This window comes from Roseateles subflavus, assembly GCF_030285365.1.
In the GTDB taxonomy this organism is placed as follows: domain Bacteria; phylum Pseudomonadota; class Gammaproteobacteria; order Burkholderiales; family Burkholderiaceae_C; genus Roseateles_B; species Roseateles_B subflavus.
The window spans coordinates 148,638-165,613 of sequence record NZ_JASVDS010000003.1; the positions used below are offsets into that span (position 1 = coordinate 148,638).

Annotated in this window: 19 protein-coding genes; 13 read left to right on the forward strand and 6 right to left on the reverse strand. The window is 73.4% G+C overall.

Annotation, left to right across the window (positions count from 1 at the left end; all coding sequences use genetic code 11):
• Positions 1-37 precede the first annotated feature (37 nt).
• Both QRD43_RS11665 and QRD43_RS11670 read right to left on the reverse strand, forming a co-directional pair.
• On the reverse strand, positions 38-2,089 hold the full coding sequence (locus QRD43_RS11665) for a DEAD/DEAH box helicase (RefSeq protein ID WP_285982654.1): 2,052 nt from the start codon (positions 2,087-2,089) through the stop codon (positions 38-40).
• A complete protein-coding gene (locus tag QRD43_RS11670; RefSeq protein ID WP_285982655.1) occupies positions 2,086-2,748 on the reverse strand; it encodes a TetR/AcrR family transcriptional regulator in 663 nt (220 codons plus the stop codon). Before QRD43_RS11670 ends, QRD43_RS11665 begins: the two co-directional genes overlap by 4 nt.
• 139 nt (positions 2,749-2,887) lie before the next feature.
• On the opposite strand from QRD43_RS11670, the gene QRD43_RS11675 reads away from it, so the two are divergent.
• The 8 genes from QRD43_RS11675 (at position 2,888) to QRD43_RS11710 (ending at position 10,168) form a co-directional block, all read left to right on the forward strand.
• Positions 2,888-4,207 (forward strand): NAD(P)/FAD-dependent oxidoreductase, encoded by a 1,320-nt coding sequence (locus QRD43_RS11675; protein WP_285982656.1) that lies wholly within the window; start codon positions 2,888-2,890, stop codon positions 4,205-4,207.
• Positions 4,204-4,998: a DUF1365 domain-containing protein gene (locus QRD43_RS11680; protein WP_285982657.1), complete on the forward strand. Its 795-nt coding sequence runs from the start codon at positions 4,204-4,206 to the stop codon at positions 4,996-4,998. The genes QRD43_RS11675 and QRD43_RS11680 overlap by 4 nt, the downstream gene beginning before the upstream one ends.
• Positions 4,999-5,000: 2 nt before the next feature.
• Positions 5,001-6,275 carry an SAM-dependent methyltransferase gene (locus QRD43_RS11685; RefSeq protein ID WP_285982658.1) on the forward strand — a complete coding sequence of 425 codons (1,275 nt, stop codon included), beginning with the start codon at positions 5,001-5,003 and terminating at the stop codon, positions 6,273-6,275.
• A gap of 65 nt (positions 6,276-6,340) precedes the next feature.
• Complete coding sequence (locus tag QRD43_RS11690; RefSeq protein WP_285983172.1) at positions 6,341-6,856, forward strand: chalcone isomerase family protein; 516 nt, start codon at positions 6,341-6,343, stop codon at positions 6,854-6,856.
• Positions 6,857-6,875: 19 nt separating this feature from the next.
• Complete coding sequence (locus QRD43_RS11695; RefSeq protein ID WP_285982659.1) at positions 6,876-8,231, forward strand: MFS transporter; 1,356 nt, start codon at positions 6,876-6,878, stop codon at positions 8,229-8,231.
• Complete coding sequence (locus tag QRD43_RS11700) at positions 8,228-8,833, forward strand: DUF3833 domain-containing protein (protein ID WP_285982660.1); 606 nt, start codon at positions 8,228-8,230, stop codon at positions 8,831-8,833. The genes QRD43_RS11695 and QRD43_RS11700 overlap by 4 nt, the downstream gene beginning before the upstream one ends.
• Positions 8,824-9,612, forward strand: coding sequence for an SDR family NAD(P)-dependent oxidoreductase (locus tag QRD43_RS11705; protein ID WP_285982661.1), 789 nt, complete (start codon positions 8,824-8,826; stop codon positions 9,610-9,612). The genes QRD43_RS11700 and QRD43_RS11705 overlap by 10 nt, the downstream gene beginning before the upstream one ends.
• Before the next feature lie 100 nt (positions 9,613-9,712).
• Positions 9,713-10,168, forward strand: coding sequence for a nuclear transport factor 2 family protein (locus QRD43_RS11710; protein ID WP_285982662.1), 456 nt, complete (start codon positions 9,713-9,715; stop codon positions 10,166-10,168).
• Positions 10,169-10,174: 6 nt separating this feature from the next.
• Here the strand turns inward: QRD43_RS11710 and QRD43_RS11715 are convergent, their stop codons facing one another.
• Together QRD43_RS11715 and QRD43_RS11720 are read right to left on the reverse strand one after the other, a co-directional pair.
• Complete coding sequence (locus tag QRD43_RS11715) at positions 10,175-10,678, reverse strand: c-type cytochrome (RefSeq protein WP_285982663.1); 504 nt, start codon at positions 10,676-10,678, stop codon at positions 10,175-10,177.
• 96 nt (positions 10,679-10,774) lie between these two features.
• Positions 10,775-11,359 carry a lysozyme gene (locus QRD43_RS11720; protein WP_285982664.1) on the reverse strand — a complete coding sequence of 195 codons (585 nt, stop codon included), beginning with the start codon at positions 11,357-11,359 and terminating at the stop codon, positions 10,775-10,777.
• A 167-nt stretch (positions 11,360-11,526) separates the two neighbouring features.
• Between QRD43_RS11720 and QRD43_RS11725 the strand changes: the two genes are divergently transcribed.
• Both QRD43_RS11725 and QRD43_RS11730 read left to right on the forward strand, forming a co-directional pair.
• A complete protein-coding gene (locus QRD43_RS11725; protein ID WP_285982665.1) occupies positions 11,527-11,775 on the forward strand; it encodes a DUF3297 family protein in 249 nt (82 codons plus the stop codon).
• Between the two features lie 212 nt (positions 11,776-11,987).
• On the forward strand, positions 11,988-13,676 hold the full coding sequence (locus QRD43_RS11730; RefSeq protein WP_285982666.1) for a hypothetical protein: 1,689 nt from the start codon (positions 11,988-11,990) through the stop codon (positions 13,674-13,676).
• 19 nt (positions 13,677-13,695) lie between these two features.
• On the opposite strand, the gene QRD43_RS11735 is transcribed toward QRD43_RS11730, so the two are convergent.
• Together QRD43_RS11735 and QRD43_RS11740 are read right to left on the reverse strand one after the other, a co-directional pair.
• A complete protein-coding gene (locus QRD43_RS11735) occupies positions 13,696-14,130 on the reverse strand; it encodes a PaaI family thioesterase (RefSeq protein WP_285982667.1) in 435 nt (144 codons plus the stop codon).
• A gap of 209 nt (positions 14,131-14,339) precedes the next feature.
• On the reverse strand, positions 14,340-14,540 hold the full coding sequence (locus QRD43_RS11740) for a DUF3079 domain-containing protein (RefSeq protein WP_285982668.1): 201 nt from the start codon (positions 14,538-14,540) through the stop codon (positions 14,340-14,342).
• Positions 14,541-14,721: 181 nt separating this feature from the next.
• Between QRD43_RS11740 and QRD43_RS11745 the strand changes: the two genes are divergently transcribed.
• From QRD43_RS11745 to QRD43_RS11755, 3 genes are all read left to right on the forward strand, one after another.
• Positions 14,722-15,876, forward strand: a complete 1,155-nt coding sequence (locus QRD43_RS11745) for a tetratricopeptide repeat protein (protein ID WP_285982669.1) — start codon at positions 14,722-14,724, stop codon at positions 15,874-15,876.
• Positions 15,877-15,906: 30 nt separating this feature from the next.
• The gene (locus QRD43_RS11750; RefSeq protein ID WP_285982670.1) at positions 15,907-16,218 is read left to right on the forward strand and encodes a hypothetical protein; all 312 of its coding nucleotides are present in this window, start codon (positions 15,907-15,909) and stop codon (positions 16,216-16,218) included.
• A 148-nt stretch (positions 16,219-16,366) separates the two neighbouring features.
• Positions 16,367-16,942, forward strand: coding sequence for a hypothetical protein (locus QRD43_RS11755; protein ID WP_285982671.1), 576 nt, complete (start codon positions 16,367-16,369; stop codon positions 16,940-16,942).
• Positions 16,943-16,976: the final 34 nt, after the last annotated feature.

Consider the following 16,976-nt stretch of genomic DNA (forward strand, 5'->3'; position numbering starts at 1 on the left):
CGCCTCGTGCGGTGCCGGCTCTTTTCATGTCCGGGGTTCACGCCGGCCTCGCGGCGCGGGCCTGCCAGAACGCGACATCCAGCGGCAGGGCCGCGCCGCTGCGCTCGTTGACGAGCCACAGCTGCCGGCCGTCCGCGCTCAGGCGCTGGACTTCGCCCGTGACGCGGCCGGCGCTCACCCGCAAGCCGAGCGCATTGCGCGGGAACTCCGGCGCCGCCGCCAGCGTCTGCAGGGGCACGACGGGGCGGGTGTCCCCCGCGAGGCGCAGGCGCTGCACCAGCGGGGCCATCAGCGGGCTGGCGGCGTCGGCCTCCGAGAGATACAGCAGCACCTTGGCCTGGGCCCGGCTGAGGGCGACGTTGAGCAGGCGGCGGGCGTCCTCCGTCTGCAGGAAGGGCAGGGTGGCGTCGACGGGATCGAAGCACACGGCCGGCGCCTCGCTGCCCTGGGCCCGGTGCACGGTACTCACGCGCACGCCCTGCGCCTCATCGACCCCCCGGGCCTGCAGGGCGCGGCGGATCAGGGCGCGCTGGGCGCGGAACGGCGTCAGCACGACGAGCTCCCGGCCCTGCCACTCGCCGCTGGCCAGGGCCTCGGCCACGGCCTCCGCGATGGCCTCGGCGGACGCCGGGCGCTGCGGGCCTCGGTCATGGGGTGACCAGCGCGGCGGGCCGCTCACCGGCAGGATCTCCACGTGCCGGGCCGCCTCGACGCCGGCCAGCGCGCGCTGCCGCGAGGCAAGCCAGTCCGGACGCTCCCGGGCATCGGCCGCCACCTTCAGGGCGCCGTCGTAGAACACCTCGCTCACCAGCAGGCCGATCGGCGGCGCCATGCGGGACTGCTCGTCCAGCAGCACCACGGACGGCCCCTGTCGCGGCATGTCGGCGAAGGCGGATCGGCCCAGCCAGCGCTGCGCGGCGGGCTCGCGGCTGCGCAGCACGGGCGCGAGCTGCTGCGGGTCGCCCGCGAAGAGGCGCGCCTCGCTCAGCGGCATCAGCAGCAGGGTCTGGGCGCGGCTCAGCTGGCTGGCCTCGTCGAAGACCAGCAGGTCAAAGGGCGGCTCGCCGGCCGGCCCTCCCGCTGGCTCGCCGGCCGCCTGGCCGAGGGACCGCAGCAGGGCGAGGCTGCTGGTGGCGCGGCTGGCCGTCATGGCCGCCAGCCGGCATTCGCGCAGCGCGCGGCGGGTGTCGCCCCGCAGCTGCTCGCGCAGCGCCGCCACGCGATCGCTCCAGGCCTTCAGCGCCTGCGCGTCCTGGCCGGCGGGGCGGGCGGCCTCGGCGCGGCTCAGCGCGGCCAGCAGGCCGGGCTCCGTGGCCGGCAGGAGGTGCTCCCGGCCCTCGAAGGCCGCCGGGTCGAACCGCGTGCCCAGGCGCTGCAGCGTGCCGCGCAGCGTGCCGCGCCGCCCTTTCTCCAGCGCCTTGTCCACGGCGAGCAGGGCCTGGTCCACCGCCTGGTTGGTGCTGGAGATGAGCAGCACGCGCGCCGCCGGCCGGCTCTCCAGGTACTCGGCCAGCAGCACGCCCAGCGTCGTCGTCTTGCCAGTGCCGGGCGGACCCCAGAGGTAGGCGCTGCGCTGCTGCACCAGGGTCTGCAGCGCCCGGTGCTGGGCCTCGCGCAGCCAGCGGAAGGGCGCGCCCGTGAGCGCCGGCCCGGCCGGGGCCGGCAGCGCCTGCGACAGCTCGGATCGCAGCGCGAGCGCCGCCTCGGCCCAGGGCGTGTCCCAGGCCGCATCGACCAGGGACTTCAGGAAGCGCGGCGGATACAGCCGGATCAGCTGCTCCGGCCCGGGCGGCGCGCTGCTGGCGTTCTGCAGCAGCAGCTGGTCTTCCTCCACGCGCAGGGACAGCACGCTGGCGCTGCCCTTGGCGGGCGAGCCCCACCACGCGGAGGCCCCGTCGAGGCTGTCGTCGAGCAGGCTCAGCGCGGCGGCCTGCCCGGGGCGCTGGCCCTCGGCATAGACGTAGCCGGGCTCGAGCGTCACGCGCCACAGCGCGCCTTCGCGCTCGCTGCGCAGGACCTTGAAGTCGTAGTACTCGGGCGTGGCGGCCAGCTCGGCGTCCAGCGCCGCGCGCAGGTCGGCCAGACTCATCGGGCGGTGGCGGCTCCCAGGCCCTGGAAGGTGCTGGCCATGACCCAGTCGATGATCTGGGCGTGCGTGTACTGCCCGGAATCCTTCAGCAGCGCCACGACGGGGTCGCAGGCGCGGGCGAAGAGGGTGTAGAGCACCATCTCCGGCGGGAACGCGGCCTGGAGCTGCCCGCGCGTCTGGGCCTCGGTGATCCAGATGCTGAGGCGGTTGCTCAGCGACAGCAGGCGGTCCATGTAGTCGTCATTGGACTGCAGCGAGGCGCTGAGACTGGAGTTGTGCGCCGGCAGCGAGGGCATCTCGCCCTCCAGCTGCGTCTGCATCGCCCAGCGGGTGACCGCCTCCAGCTGCGCGCGGGCGCTCACCGGGGTGCCCGCCGCCGCGGCCGTCTCGGCGCGCGCCCTCAGCGCGTCCACGAAGGCCAGCGCGCGGTCCAGCACCGCCACCATCGCGGCCCCCGCCAGCTCTTCCTTCGAGGCGAAGAGCTTGTACAGGCTCGCCTTGGCCATGCCGGACTCGGCGGCGACCTCGTCCACCGTCATGGCGTCGTAGCCCTTGGTCGCCAGCAGCCGGTTGACGGCCGTGACGATGGCCTCCTCCCGCATGCGCTGCACCTGCTCGCGGATGGAGGGTCTCGTCGGTCGTGAAGGTCGGGCTCCCATGCCCGCATTCTAGACCGAAGAGACTGTGGCAAATACCCCATAGTGCAAAACGGAGACTATGCGGTTATATTTGTGAACTGATGAGTTCAATTTCTGGTCGCCAAGGTTCAATGGCGACCTGGCACAAGGGGGAAGGCTCATGCGACGCATCGCGGTCATCGGTTCTGGAGTCTCGGGTCTCGCAGCGGCGTGGCGGCTCAGTGCGCCCGGCTCGCCCCATCGCGTCACGCTGTTCGAGGCCGGCAGCCACTTCGGCGGCCATGCCCACACGGTGGACCTGTGCCTCGACGGCGTCAGCCATGGCGTGGACACCGGCTTCCTGGTCTTCAACCACCGCACCTATCCGCTGCTGACGGAGCTGTTCCGCACGCTCGGCGTCGAGACGGCGCCCTCGGACATGTCCTTCTCGGTGCAGGTGCCGCGGGCCGACGGGCGCGAGGGCCTGGAGTGGAGCGGCAGCTCGCTCGACACCGTCTTCGCCCAGCGCCGCAACCTGCTCAGGCCGAGCTTCTGGCGCCTGCTGTCGGAGATCCTGCGCTTCAACCGCCTGTGCACGGGGCTGGCCGTCCGCGGCGAGGATGCGGCCCTCGATGCCACCATCGAGGCTTTCCTGGCCGAGCACGGCTTCGGCCGCGAGTTCCAGGACCACTACCTGCTGCCGATGGTCGGCTGCATCTGGAGCTGCCCGACGGACCAGATGCTGCGCTTTCCCATCCGCACGCTGATCCGCTTCTGCCACAACCACGGCCTGATCCAGGTGAACGACCGTCCCCAGTGGCACACCGTGCGCGGGGGCTCGCGACAGTATGTGCGCCAGATGCTGCAGCGCCTGCCTGACGCCCGGCTTCACACGCCGGTGCTGGGCGTGCAGCGCCAGGCGCAGGGGGCGCGGGTGTTGACCGGGCAGGGCGCGGAGCACTTCGATGCCGTCGTCCTGGCCTGCCACAGCGATCAGGCCCTGGCGCTGCTCGGGGACGATGCCACGCCCGACGAGCGCGCCGTGCTCGGCGCCATCCGCTACCAGCCCAACGAAGCCGTGCTGCACACCGACGCCTCGGTGCTGCCGCGCCGCCAGCGGGCCTGGGCGGCCTGGAACTACGAGCGGGCCCTGGGCAGCGAACGCGAGGGGGCGCAGGTCTGTCTGCACTACCTGATCAACCGCCTGCAGCCGCTGCCGTGGCAGCGGCCGGTGGTGGTGTCGCTCAATCCGGTGCGGCCCTTCGACGAGCGCCTCGTGCACCGCCGCATCAGCTATGCCCACCCGGTGTTCGACCGCGCCGCCATGCAGGCGCAGGCCCGGCTGCCGCAGCTGCAGGGGCAGCGTCACACCTGGTTCTGCGGCGCCTGGGGCGGCTATGGCTTCCACGAGGACGGCCTGCGCTCGGGCTTCGAGGCGGCCGATGGCGTCGATGCGGCCCTGCTGGCGCAGGACGCCCACCTGGCGCAGGGGGCGGCGTGAGCCCCGGGAACCTGCACAACTCTCAGGCCCGGGCCCAGCTCGGCCTGGGCTCGGTGTGGCACCGGCGCCAGCGGCCGGCGGCTAATGCCTTCCACTACGCGGGCTACTTCCTGCACCTGCCGCTGCGCCAGCTGCGCTCGCAGCCCTGCGAGGCGTTGCGCCGCAACCGCTGGGGCGCGCTGAGCTTCCATGACCGCGACCATGGGGATGGCGGCGACGACGCCCTGGCCTGGTTCGACCGCCTCCTGGCCCGCGAGGGCCTCACCGACGCCACCGGCGAGGTCTGGCTGCAGACCTACCCGCGCGTGCTGGGCTATGCCTTCAAGCCGGTGAGCTTCTGGTACGCCCACCGGCCGGACGGCAGCCTGGCGGCCGTCGTTGCGGAGGTCAACAACACATTCGGTGAGCGTCATGTCTACCTGCTGGCGGGCCCGGACCTGGCCTTCGGGCGCCGGCAGACGGCGCGCAAGGTCTTCCATGTGTCGCCCTTCTGCCGCGTCGAGGGTGAGTACGCCTTCCGCTTCGAGCGTCGCGACGACGCGCAGGGCCAGCCGGCCTATCTGCGGGCTGCCGTCGACCTGAGCGACGCCCAGGGCCTGCTGCTGCAGACCGCGCAGGCGGGGCTGCTGCAGCCGCTCACGCCGGCCGCCGCGCGCCGCGCCTTCTGGGGCCACCCGCTGATGACGCTGGCGGTGGTGGTCCGCATCCACTGGCAGGCGCTGCGACTGTGGCGCAAGCGCGTGCCCTTCTTCTCCAAGCCCACCGCCCCGTCTGAACTGGTGAGTCGATGACCATGAATCAAGACACCCTTCTTCATCCCACGTCCTCGTCCGAGGCGGCCATTCCCGCGGCGGCCCCGGCCGCCGCACGCCGCGTCCTGCGCCTGCTGCAGCGCCTGCCGCAGGGCCAGCTGACGCTGTACCTGCCCGGTGGCGACACCCAGGTGGTCGGCCGCGCCACCGAAGGCGCCGAGCGGGCGCAGCTGTGGGTGCACGACTGGCGCGTCTTCGAGCGCACGCTCAAGGCCGGCGACATCGGCCTCGCCGAGGCCTACATCGACGGCCAGTGGGACACGCCGGACCTCGCCGCGCTGCTGCGCCTGTGCATCGTCAACCGCGAGCACATCGAGCAGCTCGTCTACGGACGCTGGTGGGGTCGGCTGCTGTACCGGCTCCGGCATCTGCGCCAGCGCAACTCGCGCGCTGGCAGCGAGAAGAACATCCACGCCCACTACGATCTGGGCAACGCGTTCTACCGGCTCTGGCTGGACCCCGGCATGAGCTACAGCGCGGCCTGGTTCGAGGGCCGCGAAGGCCAGGCGGCGCGCGACGTGCCGCTGATCGAGGCGCAGGAGGCCAAGCTGCGGCGCACCCTGCGCGAGGCCCGCGTGGCGCCGGGGCAGCGCGTGCTCGAGGTGGGCTGCGGCTGGGGCGGCCTGGCCGAGCTGGCCGCGCGCGAGTTCGGCGCCGAGGTCACGGGGGTGACGCTGTCCCGCGAGCAGCTGCAATGGGGCCGCGACCGCATCCGCGCCGCCGGCCTGGAGCACCGCGTCGACCTGCGCTACCAGGACTACCGCGACCTGCCCGCCGCCCATGCCGCCGCGCCCTTCGACGCCATCGTCTCGATCGAGATGTTCGAGGCCGTCGGCCACGAGTACTGGCGGGGCTACTTCCAGATGCTGTGGGATTGCCTGAAGCCGGGCGGCCACGCCTGCATCCAGAGCATCACGATCCGGGACGATCTCTTCCCGCGCTACCTGCGCTCGACGGACTTCATCCAGCAGTACATCTTCCCGGGCGGCCTGCTGCCGAGCCCGTCCGCGTTCGAGGCCGAGGCGCGCCGCGCCGGCTTCGTCGTGGAAAACCGCCTGGCCTTCGGGCGGGACTACGCCGAGACGCTGCGCCGCTGGCATGCCGACTTCCTGCGCACGCTGCCCGAGGCCCGGGCGCTGGGCTTCGACCGCCGCTTCGAGAAGATCTGGACCTTCTACCTCGCCTACTGCGAAGCCGCCTTCGACACCGGCAACACCGATGTGATGCAGTTCACCCTGCGCAAGCCGGCCCCATGAAACGCCCGCCCGCACCCCGCCGCCGCGCGCTGTGCGCGGCCCTGATCTCCCTGCCCTGGACCCTCATGGCCCCCACCACCGCTCCTTCCGCCCCCGCTGCCGTGCCGACCGTGCCCGACGAGCTGCGCGAGCTGCTCCCCGACGCCCGCCTGCAGGGCAGCGGCGTGCTGCGCTTCTTCGGCCTGCGCGTCTACGAGGCGCGGCTCTGGACGGCCCCCGCCTTCGTGCCGGACGACTACGCGAGCCATCGTCTCGGCCTCGTCCTGAGCTATGACCGCCGGCTGGAGGGCGCGGCCATCGCCGAGCGCTCGATCGCCGAGATGCGCCGCGTGGGCAGCTTCAGCGAGGCGCAGGCACAGCAATGGCTCACGCTGATGAAGCAGGCCTTCCCCGACGTGAAGCCGGGAGATCGTCTGCTGGGCTGGCACGACGGCCAGGGCCTGGTGCGCTTCTTCCACAACGGCCGCCAGACGGTCGAGACCCGCGACGCGCTGTACGCCCGTCTGTTCTTCGGCATCTGGCTCGCGCCCCAGAGCTCGGCGCCGGCGCTGCGCCAGTCGCTGCTGAGCCTGCCGGGCTGATCGATCCTGCGGAGCGCGCATGCCCGGCACCGTCCCGATCACGCTGAAGCCGCCGCTCACGTGCGGCGCCGCACCGGCGTGCGTGCTGCCCTGGCAGCAGGGCCTCGCGTATGGGGCGCTGGCGCTGCCGCTGGCCTTCGTCTCCCTGCCGCTGTACGTCAGCCTCCCGCATCACTACGCCACGCAGACGGGCATGCCGCTGGCGGTGCTGGGCGCCACGCTGCTCGGCCTGCGGGGCCTGGATGCGCTCATCGACCCCTGGCTGGGCCGCCGTGCCGATCGGCTGCTGAGCGAGGGCGCGCCGGCGGCCTGGCGGGCGGCGCTGGGCTTGGCGGTGTCGCTGGCCTTGACCTTCGCGGCGCTCTGGCAGCCCCCGCTGCCCGACGCCCCCGGCCAGTGGCAGGGCGCCTGGGCCTGGCTGGTGCTGAGCCTGGCCGCCTGCACGCTGGCCTTCAGCGCACTGAGCCTGCTGCACCAGGGCTGGGGCACGCGCTGGGGCGGCCCGGCCGCCTGGCGCACGCGGGTGTCGGCCTGGCGGGAAGGGGCCACGCTGCTGGGCGTGCTGATGGCGAGCGCCCTGCCGGTGTGGCTCGGTACGGGGGGGACGAGCGCGGCACTCGCGCTGGCGCTGGGCCTCGGCCTGTGGGGGCTGCATCGCCTCGTGCGCCGGGCGCCGCCGGTGCCGGTCGAGCCCGTGCCCACGACGGCGCCGCCCACCCGGCTCCCCGCCGCCGCCTCGCCCTGGCGCGCGCCGGCCTTCCGCGACCTGTTGCTCGTGTTCCTGCTCAACGGCACGGCCAGCGCCATCCCGGCGACGCTGCTGCCCTTCTTCGTCAGTGACCGGCTGATGGCGGCACCCTGGCAACCGGCGCTGCTGCTGGCCTATTTCGGCGCCGGTGCGCTGGGCCTGCCCGCCTGGGCGGCACTCGCGGCGCGCCGTGGTCTGGCCCCGGCCTGGCGCTGGGGCATGGGGCTGAGCGTGCTGAGCTTCGCGTGCGTGCCCTGGCTGGGCGCGGGGGAGGCGCCCGCCTTCCTGCTCGTGTGCCTGGCCAGCGGCCTGGCCCTCGGGGCGGACCTCGCGCTGCCCGCGGCGCTGCTCACCGGCGTCATCCACCGCCTCGACGGCGGGCCGGGCCGCGAGGGTCTGTTCCTGGGCTGGTGGACCTGCGCCAGCAAGCTCAATCTCGCGCTGGCCGCCGGCCTCGCGCTGCCATTGCTGGCCGTGCTGGGCTACGCGCCAGGCAGCCGCGACGCCCTCGCGCTCGACACCCTCGCCTGGGCCTATGCCGGCCTGCCCTGTCTGCTCAAGCTCGCTGCCGCGGGCCTGCTGCGGCGCTGCGAGCGCCGCCATCCGTCCTGGAGTTCCGCCTCATGAATCCGCGCCTTTTCTCCTCGCTCCGTCCACCGCGCCGCGCCGGGCACTCGCTGTCACGCCTCGGCCTGGTCGGGCTCCTCGGACTGGCCGGCCTGAGCGGCTGCGCCGGCCCGCAGGTGCAGGACTACGCGGCGGAGCAGCCCACGCTCGACCTGCGTCGCTACCTCGACGGCTGCCTGCAGGCCCAGGGGCTCTTCACGGACCGTGCGGGCCGCGTGGTCAAGCGTTTCCACGTTCGCATGGAAGGCCGCTGGCAAGGCGAGGAGGGCACGCTCGACGAGCACTTCACCTACAGCGACGGCAGCACCCAGCGCCGGCTCTGGCGCCTGCGCCACCTGGGCGAGGGGCGCTACCGCGGGCAGGCGGACGACGTCGTCGGCGAGGCCTCGGGGGCGCAGGCCGGCAATGCCTTCCGCTGGGCCTACACGCTCGCGCTGCCGGTGGATGGCCGCGTCTGGCACGTGTCGCTCGACGACTGGATGTTCCTGATGGACGAGCGCACCGTGCTCAACCGCTCCGCCATGAGCAAGTGGGGCATGCACCTGGGCGATGTGACGCTGGTGTTCACCAAGGACGCCCCCGGGAGCACGGCATGCCGCTGATGGCGCCCCTGAACCCGCCGCTGCGCGAGTGGGCCGGGCGCTGGGTCTGGCTCGTCGGGGCGTCCTCGGGCATTGGCCGCGCGCTCGCGGAGGCCCTGCATCGCGAAGGCGCGCGGGTGGTGGTGTCCGCGCGCAGCGAGAAGGCGCTGCGGGACTTCGAGGCCACGCACCCCGGCAGCCGTGCGCTGCCACTGAACGTCACCGATGCCGCGTCCATCCGCCACGCGGCGACGCAGGTCCTGGCGTGGGCGGGCGGCCCGCCCGCGCTTGTCGTGTACTGCGCCGGGCACTACCGGCCGCAGCGCGCCACCGAGCTCGACGCGGAGGAGCTGCAGCGCCACCTCGATGTCAACTACCGCGGCGCCCTGCATGTGCTGGCCGCCGTGCTGCCGCCGATGCTGGCCGCCGGCGCCGGGCATCTGAGCCTCGTCGGCAGCGTGGCCGGCTATCGCGGCCTGCCCAAGGCCCTGGCCTACGGGCCGACCAAGGCGGCGCTGCACAACCTGGCCGAGGTGCTGCACCTGGACCTGCGTCCGCAGGGCATCGGGGTGTCCATCGTCAACCCGGGTTTCGTGGCCACGCCCTTGACGCGGCAGAATGACTTCGAGATGCCGGCACTCATCAGCGCGGACGAGGCGGCGCAGGAGATGCTGCGCGGCTGGGCCCGCGGGCACTTCGAGATCCACTTCCCGCGCCGCTTCACGCGCTGGATGCGCGGCCTGCGTCTGCTGCCCGACCGCTGGTACTTCGCCGCCGTGCGGCGCGCCACCGGCGCCTGACGCGCCCTCGACCCGACGCCCGTCCCGCCTGCGCGCCCCCTCGTCAGCCCAACGCCTGCCCGACGCCTGCACATAGCCTGCACATAGCCTGCCCATCGATATGTCCGCACTGTCCCTCGACCCGCGCACGGCGCGCCTCGTCCAGGCCTTCGAAGGCCTGCGGCCCGAGTCGCTGCCGGCCTTGATGGCGCTGTACGCCGCCGACGCCCGCTTCAAGGATCCGTTCAACGACGTCCGGGGCGCGGCCGCCATCGAGCGCATCTTCAGCCACATGTTCGAGGTGCTCATTGCGCCTCGCTTCACGGTGACGGAGACCGTGACCGAGGGCGCCCAGGCCGTGATCGTCTGGGACTTCGAGTTCCTGCGCGAAGCCGGTGGCACGCCCCGGCGCATCCATGGCAGCAGCCTCCTTCGCTTCGACACCGAGGGCCGCGTGAGCCTGCACCGGGACTATTGGGACGCAGCGGAGGAGCTGTACGAGAAGCTGCCGGTGATCGGTGCGCTGATGCGCTGGCTGCGGCGCCGGCTCCAGACGCCGCCTCTCGGAAGCGCCTGAGTCCGTTCAGGGCTGCGGTCGTCCGGCGCCCTGCGAGCCGTCGGCCCGGGCGGCGAGGTAGGCGTAGAGGTCGCTGATGTGGGCCGTCACGACGGGCTCACCCTGCCAGGCGGGCATGCGCAGGGCGCCCTGCTGGCGCTGCAGCACGGCCTCGACCTGCGCGTCCCGGCTGCCGGCGTCCGCGCCCGCGGGCAGGGCCCAGTCGTAGCGGCTCAGCACCAGGGTCATGAAGCGGCGCTCACCCATGTCCCGCACCCGAAGCGTGAGGTCGGGCGCCTGCGCGCTGCCCGTGGCGTCGGTGCCGTGGCAGCGGGCGCACTTGTCCTGGAAGACGCGCCAGCCGGTGTAGACCGTCCCCGCCGGCTGGCTCTGCCGCGCCAGGGCTTCGGCCGGCAGCCGGTTCTGGACGGTGACGCCGCAGCCGGCCAGCAGGAGGGCCGCCGCGAGGGCAGGGCCGCCGAAGCGGGTGAGGCGTGCAGCGGGCGTGCGCGTGAGGGTCAGGTCTGGCATGCGAGGCTCCGGGTGGTGGCGGGCAGTCGGTGCGATCCAGCATGCCACGCGAGGCGGCGGCGGTCTTGATCTGCGTCAGGCCGGGCCGCGGGCCGCTCAGAAGGCCGGCCAGTCCTGGAGGTCGTCGATCTCCCGCCAGGCCCGCACGCAGGCCTGCGTCGGATCCATGCCGAGGAAGATGGCGGCCTCGGCCCAGCGCCGCCGCAGCAGGCCCAGCACCGGGCGGCCCTCGTGCATGACCCACTTGCGCATCTCGGCGGGCACCTCCGCCTTGCGGCCGGCGTTGAGCCGCAGCAGCAGCGTGGACTTGGCCAGATTGCCCACCCCGAGGTTGTAGACCCAGGAGATGAGCGCCGCCGCCTCGCAGGTCCGCAGCGGCACGTGCACGCGCTGCTGCACGTCGCGGGCGGCGCCGCCCATGTCCCGGCGCAGCAGCAGCTCGGCCTGCGCCTCGGTGATGGCCGGCGTCTGCGGCGTGACGCGGTGGCCCGCGGCATCCACGATGCTGCCGTAGCCGATCGTCCAGGTACCGCCGGGCTGTTCGCCGTTGTCGTCGTAGGGTTGCGCGAAGAAGCCCTCGAGCCGCTTGACCACGGCCGTGGCCGCGGGCGGCACGCCGCCGTCCCAGGAGTCGGCACCGACGGTGTCGGGCGAAGCAGGCGAGGGCGTCACGGTGGCCATGGGCGGCTCCTGGCAGGCGATGGCGCAACGGTAGCGGCAAGCGGCCGGGCGCGCCACCCTGGCCTAGGGATCGACAGCGGGGGCGGGTGAGTCCAGGGCGCCCGGCGCCGGCCGGGGGCTCAAAGGTTGGACAATAGCCCCTTTGACCACTCCGAGACCTTCGCACCATGAGCGCAGCCGAGAACGCCCCCGCCCTGCCCGACCACCTGTCCGTCGACCCCGCCAGCCCGCACTTCGTGGCCGCCGTGTTCGAGCACGACATCGGCATCAAGTTCAACGGCAAGGAGCGCTTCGACGTCGAGGAATACTGCATCAGCGAAGGCTGGGTGAAGGTGCCCGCCGGCAAGACGGTGGACCGCCGCGGCCGCCCGCTGCTGATCAAGCTGAAGGGCCAGGTCGAGGCCTTCTACCGCTGAGCCGACGCCGCCCGCCACTGGCGCCGGGTGCCCGTGACACGCCGATGAAACGGCCGTGACGAGCGCCATCCGCCCATCGCCCTGGGGTTTGCTCGGGGCCTGATGGACGCGGCGGACGCCGGGCGGCACACTGCGCAGCAGGCCGGACCCGCCGGCCTGCCAGGTCCTCTTCCACGCCCGTGTCCGTCTCCCTTTCCGTTCCCGTTCCGCAGATGCCGACCCGGGCCGCGCGCCAGCGCCCGCGGCTCAAGGACGAGCCGCTCAAGCGCAGCCTCTTCCTGGCGGGGCTGCTGCACGTGTGGCTGGCGGTGCTGGTCGGCACGGCGCCGGGCGACGCTCCCCAGGGCGAGGCCGCCGGAGGCGGCAAGCTGACCGTGCGCCTGCAGGGCACCCCGTCCGCCACCTCCGGCGGCGAGCCGGGCACCCAGGCGGACCGCGGCCCGGTGGGGGACGCCCCCAGCCGGCGCTTCGGCGGTACCGTCCGCCGCGAGGACGAGCCGCCCCCGCCCGAGCAGCCCGGTGCGGCCCGCGAGGGCGAATGGGCGCCCCAGCCCAGCACCGTCCGGCAGCTGGAGGACAGCCGCAGCGCCCAGGGCAGCCGCGCCGAACCGATCACCCCGCTGACGCAGACGCAGACCGAGACGCTGCGCAGCGAGCTCCCCGCCCCACCGGCCGAGGTGGATCCGCGCGTCACCCGCCAGCTGGAGACACCGCCGGCCGTGCAGGCCCCGGTCCAGACCTCGCGCCTGGACCCGCTGGCGCGCCCGGCACCGAGCGTGCAGCCCGTGCCCAAGCTGGAGCTGCCCGCCCAGTCGGCGGAGCGGCTCAATACCGAGGTCAGCGCCACGCGAATTGAAGCGCCGAAGGCCCTGGAGCGCCTGGCCGTGCCGCGCCCGGCCGAGCTGAGCACGCTGCCGCCCCTGGAAGCGCCCGCGCCGCGCGTGGCGACGCTGCCGTCGCCCAGCCAGGCCAGCCCGCTCAGCCAGGCCATCCGGCCCCAGGCCCTGAGCGGGCTCAATGCGCCGTCGCCCGCGTTGAGTCCGGCGCCCACGCTGAGCCTGCCGGAACGTGCCACCTCGCGCCTGAACGCCGACAGCATCCGCCCGGCCGAGCGCGTGCAGGTGCCGTCGCTGGCACCGCTCGCCGCCGCCCAGGGGGAGCGCGCCCGGGACCTGGCGGCCAATCCGACGCTGAGCCCCTCGGAGCACGCCGTGGCGCAGCTGCCGGCCGAGGCGGCCAGCAGCGCCGCACGCATCAGCGCGCCGAGCCCCCTGAGCCGCCTGGCGCCCAGTGCCACGGCCCAGGCCACGCTGCAGGGCCTGCAACCAATGACGGCGCCGGCGGAGGGCCGCTCGGTCAGTGAGCCGGGGGCGTCGTCCTCGTCTTCGTCTTCGTCCTCGTCCTCGTCCTCTTCCTCATCGCCGGCAGCCCCTGCCGCCTCGCCGGGCTCCTCGATGTCCACGCAGCCAGCGCCCGCCGGCACGGCGTCCGCCAGCGGCAGCCCGGCGACGCCGCTCGCCGCCCGGCCGGCGCCGGTGCAGGGCAAGGTCAGCCTCAGCGGGGCCGATGCAGGCCAGGGGCCGTCGCCCCTGCCGCAACCTGGCTCGCCGGATGCCGGGGCGCAGCGCGGCCGTGACGTCGCCACGGCGCCCTCGGCGCCGGCCAGTGCGCCGCGCCTGAACCTGGACCTGCCCACGTCCCAGCGCGGCCCCGTGGCCAGCAGCCGCTCGCGTGCACTGCTGGAGATCGCGCCCAACCCGCCGGAGCTCAAGACCAAGCTCCAGAAGGAAATGGAAAAGGCGCTGCGCGAGGACTGCCGCAAGGCCTATGCCGAGAACGGCCTGCTCGCCCTGGGCGCCATCGCACTCGACGCGCTGCGGGCCAAGGGCTGCAAGTTCTGATCGCGCGGGGTGCGCGGGCTCAGCCGCGCGGGTACAGCACCATCTGCGTGCAGCGGAACAGCGCCAGCGTCTTGCCGGTCTCGGCATGCATCACCTTCGCGTCCCACAGCTGCGTGCTGCGACCGCCGTGCACCATGGTCGCCACGCAGCGCAGCCGGCCCTCGCGGGCGGTGGCGAGGTGGTTGGACTTGATCTCCAGCGTCGTGAAGCTCTGCGCGCCCTCGGGCAGGTTGGCCATGCACCCGTAGCCCGCGGCGGTGTCGGCCAGGGTCAGGATGCTGCCGGCGTGCAGGAAGCCATTGGGTGCCATCAGGTGGGGGGCGATGGGCAGCTCCGCCTCGATCTCGCCCGGGCGCTGGGCGGTGATGACGATGCCCAGGTGGCCGGGCAGGGTGCCCTCGCTGCGGGCGTTGATCACGTCGAGGGAGCGGGTGTCGGGGGAAGCGTCGGACATGGCGGCGAGAGGCACTCGGGCCTCGAGGGTGTGGCGGCGGGTGGGGCAGGCCGGCCGAGAGGTCGGTCAGCCTGCCGCGGGGCGGCCCAGCATAAGCGGCTTTGCGCCGGCGTGCCGGCGGCGCGCGGCAATCCCGAGTTCAAGCGACCTGGCTCCCGTGCCCGGATTCCAGTGCCCGGCCGCCAGGGCCCAAGTTCCCGTGTCCGGGATCAAGTGCCGGCGGTGGGCGGGTCTGTCGACCCGGGCGTCGTCGGCAACTCCCGCTCCCAGTCCTCGCCGAAGAGCTCGCTGGGATGCGGCGTGCGCACTGAGCCGTTGCCGCAGCGCATGCTGTCGCTCGGGCAGTAGAGGTCGCAGCCCCAGCAGACGCGTTGCGGCTGGGCGGGCAGGAGGGGGAACTTCTTCGCCATGCCCGCACTGTGGCGCCCTGCGCACGGCAGGGTTTTGCGGCAGCGCAAGGCCCAGGGGGCGGGGCGCGGATGCGGCCGGTGCGGGTGGCCTCCGGCAGGGGTCGGGACTCACGCTAGGATCGGGGCCGCCACCCCCCGTGCAGCATCCGCTGCGCCGGGTGGCCTTGCTGGAGGAAAGACCATGAAGACTGCATCCCGACGCCACGCCTGGGTGCTGGCCGCCGCCCTGCTGCTGTCCGCCGGATCGGTGCTGGCCGGGGCCAAGGAAGACATCGCCGCCGACATGCGCGCCGGTCGCTGGACGCAGGCCGAGCAGAAGCTGGACGGCGTGCTGCGCAAGCATCCCGAGAACGCGCTGGCCCATTTCTGGCTGGCCGAGGTGAAGTTCGAGCAGGGCCAGATCGACGCCGCGAAGGCGGAGCTGGCCAAGGCGCGCGCGCTCGATCCGAGCGAGGGCTTCGCCAGCAAGAAGGCGATGATCCAGCGCATCGACCAGGCGCCGGCCGGTCCGATCCGCCTGGAGGCACCGGCAGCGCCGCAGGCCCTGCCGCAGCCCGCCCCCGTGCCGTCGACGCAGGCCCTCGAGACGCTGCGGCGCGAGCACCGCGAGGAACGCCGCGCGTCCTCCGGCGGCATCTCCTGGTTCTGGCTGCTGGCCCTGGGCGGTCTCGGCTTCTTCCTGTGGCGCAAGCTGAAGCAGAGCGTGGCGGGCGGCTCGCCGGCCGATGTCGAGCGCTGGCGCGGTGCGCTGATGGAGGCGCACAAGGACCTGGGCGACGCCGTGGCCGCGGCCGACGCCAATCCGGCCTTCAGCCCGGAGCAGAAGCTCGCCACCTATGACCGGGTGCGCAAGGCGCAGGCGGACATTTCCGCGCACATCAGCACCCTGGCCAAGCGCCGCGACTTCGCCGAGACGGAGAGCCTGATCCTGCGCTCCCGCGACATCGCCGCCGAGATCCGCGGCGAGGAAAAGCCCAGCGACAAGGCGATGCGCATGCAGGAGGCCCGCATGCAGGCCGAGGCGCAGGCCCGTGCGCAGGGCCCGGCCTACGGCTACGGTCAGCCCGGCTACGGCCAGGGCGGCGGCCTGGGCGGTGCCCTGGGCACCGCGGCGGCCGTGGGCGTCGGCGTGGCGATCGGCTCGATGATGAGCGGCAGCGCCGAGGCCTCCGAGCGCCATCGCCGCCATTCGGACGATGGCAGCGGCGGGGGCGGCTACATCCCCTTCGACAACAGCCCCTCGAACGACCTCGACCTCGGCGGCAGCGACGGTGGCTCGAGCTGGGACAGCGGCGGCGGCGACATCGATGTCGGCGGCGGCGGCAGCTTCGACTGATCGCCCTTTTCACTTCTCGACAGGACACCCATGGGACAAGCCAGACTCCGCGGCACGCCCGAGCAGCGCAAGCAGGCCGCCATCGAGCGCCAGCTGGCGCTGCGGCCGAAATACATCAAGTGCAACAACTGCCAGGCCGAGCTGTCGGACATGACGCCCCTGGACATCGCCGACATCAAGGGCATCGAGGCCGCGTTCGCCGCGCACTGCCCGCATTGCGGCCATGACACCTATGCCATCAAGGGCGAGCGCGAGGCCGTCGCCCAGATGCACATGGCCATCGAGGACGCCGCCGGTGCCCAGGCCCAGCCGGGCGTGGTGCCCGCGGCCAACCGACGCTGAGCGGCGTCCGGCCCCCGGATGGGCCGGGTAGGGTGGGGGGCTGGCGCGAACCTGCCATGGGGCTGTCGGCCATCCCGGGCACAATCCGCCACTGTGCTTGACGTGTTAGCGGCCTCGATACCCGGGGCGCCCCGACCCCCGAGGCCTCATGAACATCACCGTCCGCCGGTTCTCCCCGCTCCTGGCTGCCTGGCTGGCCCTGGCGGCCGCCGGCGCCGAGGCGCAGTCCGCGCCCGACCGCGATTGCGTGCTCAAGGGCCTGGTGGCCTACGGCACGGCGCGCGAGGCCATCGTCCGCAATGTGTCGATGCAGCATTGGCGCGTCCAGGCCGACACCTCCGAATACCAATACAGCTTCCTCGACGAGCTCTACCGTCGCAAGGCCGAAGGGCAGCGCGACTTCCACCTGTTCGGCGCGGAAAAGCTGCTGGCCTGCATGAGCGCCGGGGCTGCCGCCAGCCCGGCGCTGCCGCCGCCCGAGAAGCTGGTGGGCTGCTTCGCCGAGATGGATGTGGTCCTGCATGCCCGCCAGTACAAGGCCGGGGGCGGCGGCCTGGCGGGAACCCGGCGCTTTGCCCGCAACTACGTGAAGGACCCGGTCCGCTACCCGCAGGAGATGCTGGATCGCATCCTGCCGCGGGCTTTCGCGCTGGATGACCCGGAGCGGCTGGCGGACTACCGCGAGCAGCTGATGGGCCGCTGCCTGGACGCCCGGCTGCGCTGAGGCGCCGATCTTGTCCGGCCCTTGCCCCATGGTC

Coding starts and splice junctions, on each gene's coding strand:
- QRD43_RS11715 (WP_285982663.1), bottom strand. CDS start 10,678: ATGCCAGACCTGACCCTCACGCGCACGCCCGCTGCACGCCTCACCCGC.
- QRD43_RS11740 (WP_285982668.1), bottom strand. CDS start 14,540: ATGGCGAAGAAGTTCCCCCTCCTGCCCGCCCAGCCGCAACGCGTCTGC.
- QRD43_RS11705 (WP_285982661.1), top strand. CDS start 8,824: ATGCCGCTGATGGCGCCCCTGAACCCGCCGCTGCGCGAGTGGGCCGGG.
- QRD43_RS11720 (WP_285982664.1), bottom strand. CDS start 11,359: ATGGCCACCGTGACGCCCTCGCCTGCTTCGCCCGACACCGTCGGTGCC.
- QRD43_RS11665 (WP_285982654.1), bottom strand. CDS start 2,089: ATGAGTCTGGCCGACCTGCGCGCGGCGCTGGACGCCGAGCTGGCCGCC.
- QRD43_RS11670 (WP_285982655.1), bottom strand. CDS start 2,748: ATGGGAGCCCGACCTTCACGACCGACGAGACCCTCCATCCGCGAGCAG.
- QRD43_RS11750 (WP_285982670.1), top strand. CDS start 15,907: ATGGGACAAGCCAGACTCCGCGGCACGCCCGAGCAGCGCAAGCAGGCC.
- QRD43_RS11735 (WP_285982667.1), bottom strand. CDS start 14,130: ATGTCCGACGCTTCCCCCGACACCCGCTCCCTCGACGTGATCAACGCC.
- QRD43_RS11725 (WP_285982665.1), top strand. CDS start 11,527: ATGAGCGCAGCCGAGAACGCCCCCGCCCTGCCCGACCACCTGTCCGTC.
- QRD43_RS11700 (WP_285982660.1), top strand. CDS start 8,228: ATGAATCCGCGCCTTTTCTCCTCGCTCCGTCCACCGCGCCGCGCCGGG.
- QRD43_RS11710 (WP_285982662.1), top strand. CDS start 9,713: ATGTCCGCACTGTCCCTCGACCCGCGCACGGCGCGCCTCGTCCAGGCC.
- QRD43_RS11745 (WP_285982669.1), top strand. CDS start 14,722: ATGAAGACTGCATCCCGACGCCACGCCTGGGTGCTGGCCGCCGCCCTG.
- QRD43_RS11695 (WP_285982659.1), top strand. CDS start 6,876: ATGCCCGGCACCGTCCCGATCACGCTGAAGCCGCCGCTCACGTGCGGC.
- QRD43_RS11685 (WP_285982658.1), top strand. CDS start 5,001: ATGAATCAAGACACCCTTCTTCATCCCACGTCCTCGTCCGAGGCGGCC.
- QRD43_RS11755 (WP_285982671.1), top strand. CDS start 16,367: ATGAACATCACCGTCCGCCGGTTCTCCCCGCTCCTGGCTGCCTGGCTG.
- QRD43_RS11675 (WP_285982656.1), top strand. CDS start 2,888: ATGCGACGCATCGCGGTCATCGGTTCTGGAGTCTCGGGTCTCGCAGCG.
- QRD43_RS11730 (WP_285982666.1), top strand. CDS start 11,988: ATGCCGACCCGGGCCGCGCGCCAGCGCCCGCGGCTCAAGGACGAGCCG.
- QRD43_RS11690 (WP_285983172.1), top strand. CDS start 6,341: ATGGCCCCCACCACCGCTCCTTCCGCCCCCGCTGCCGTGCCGACCGTG.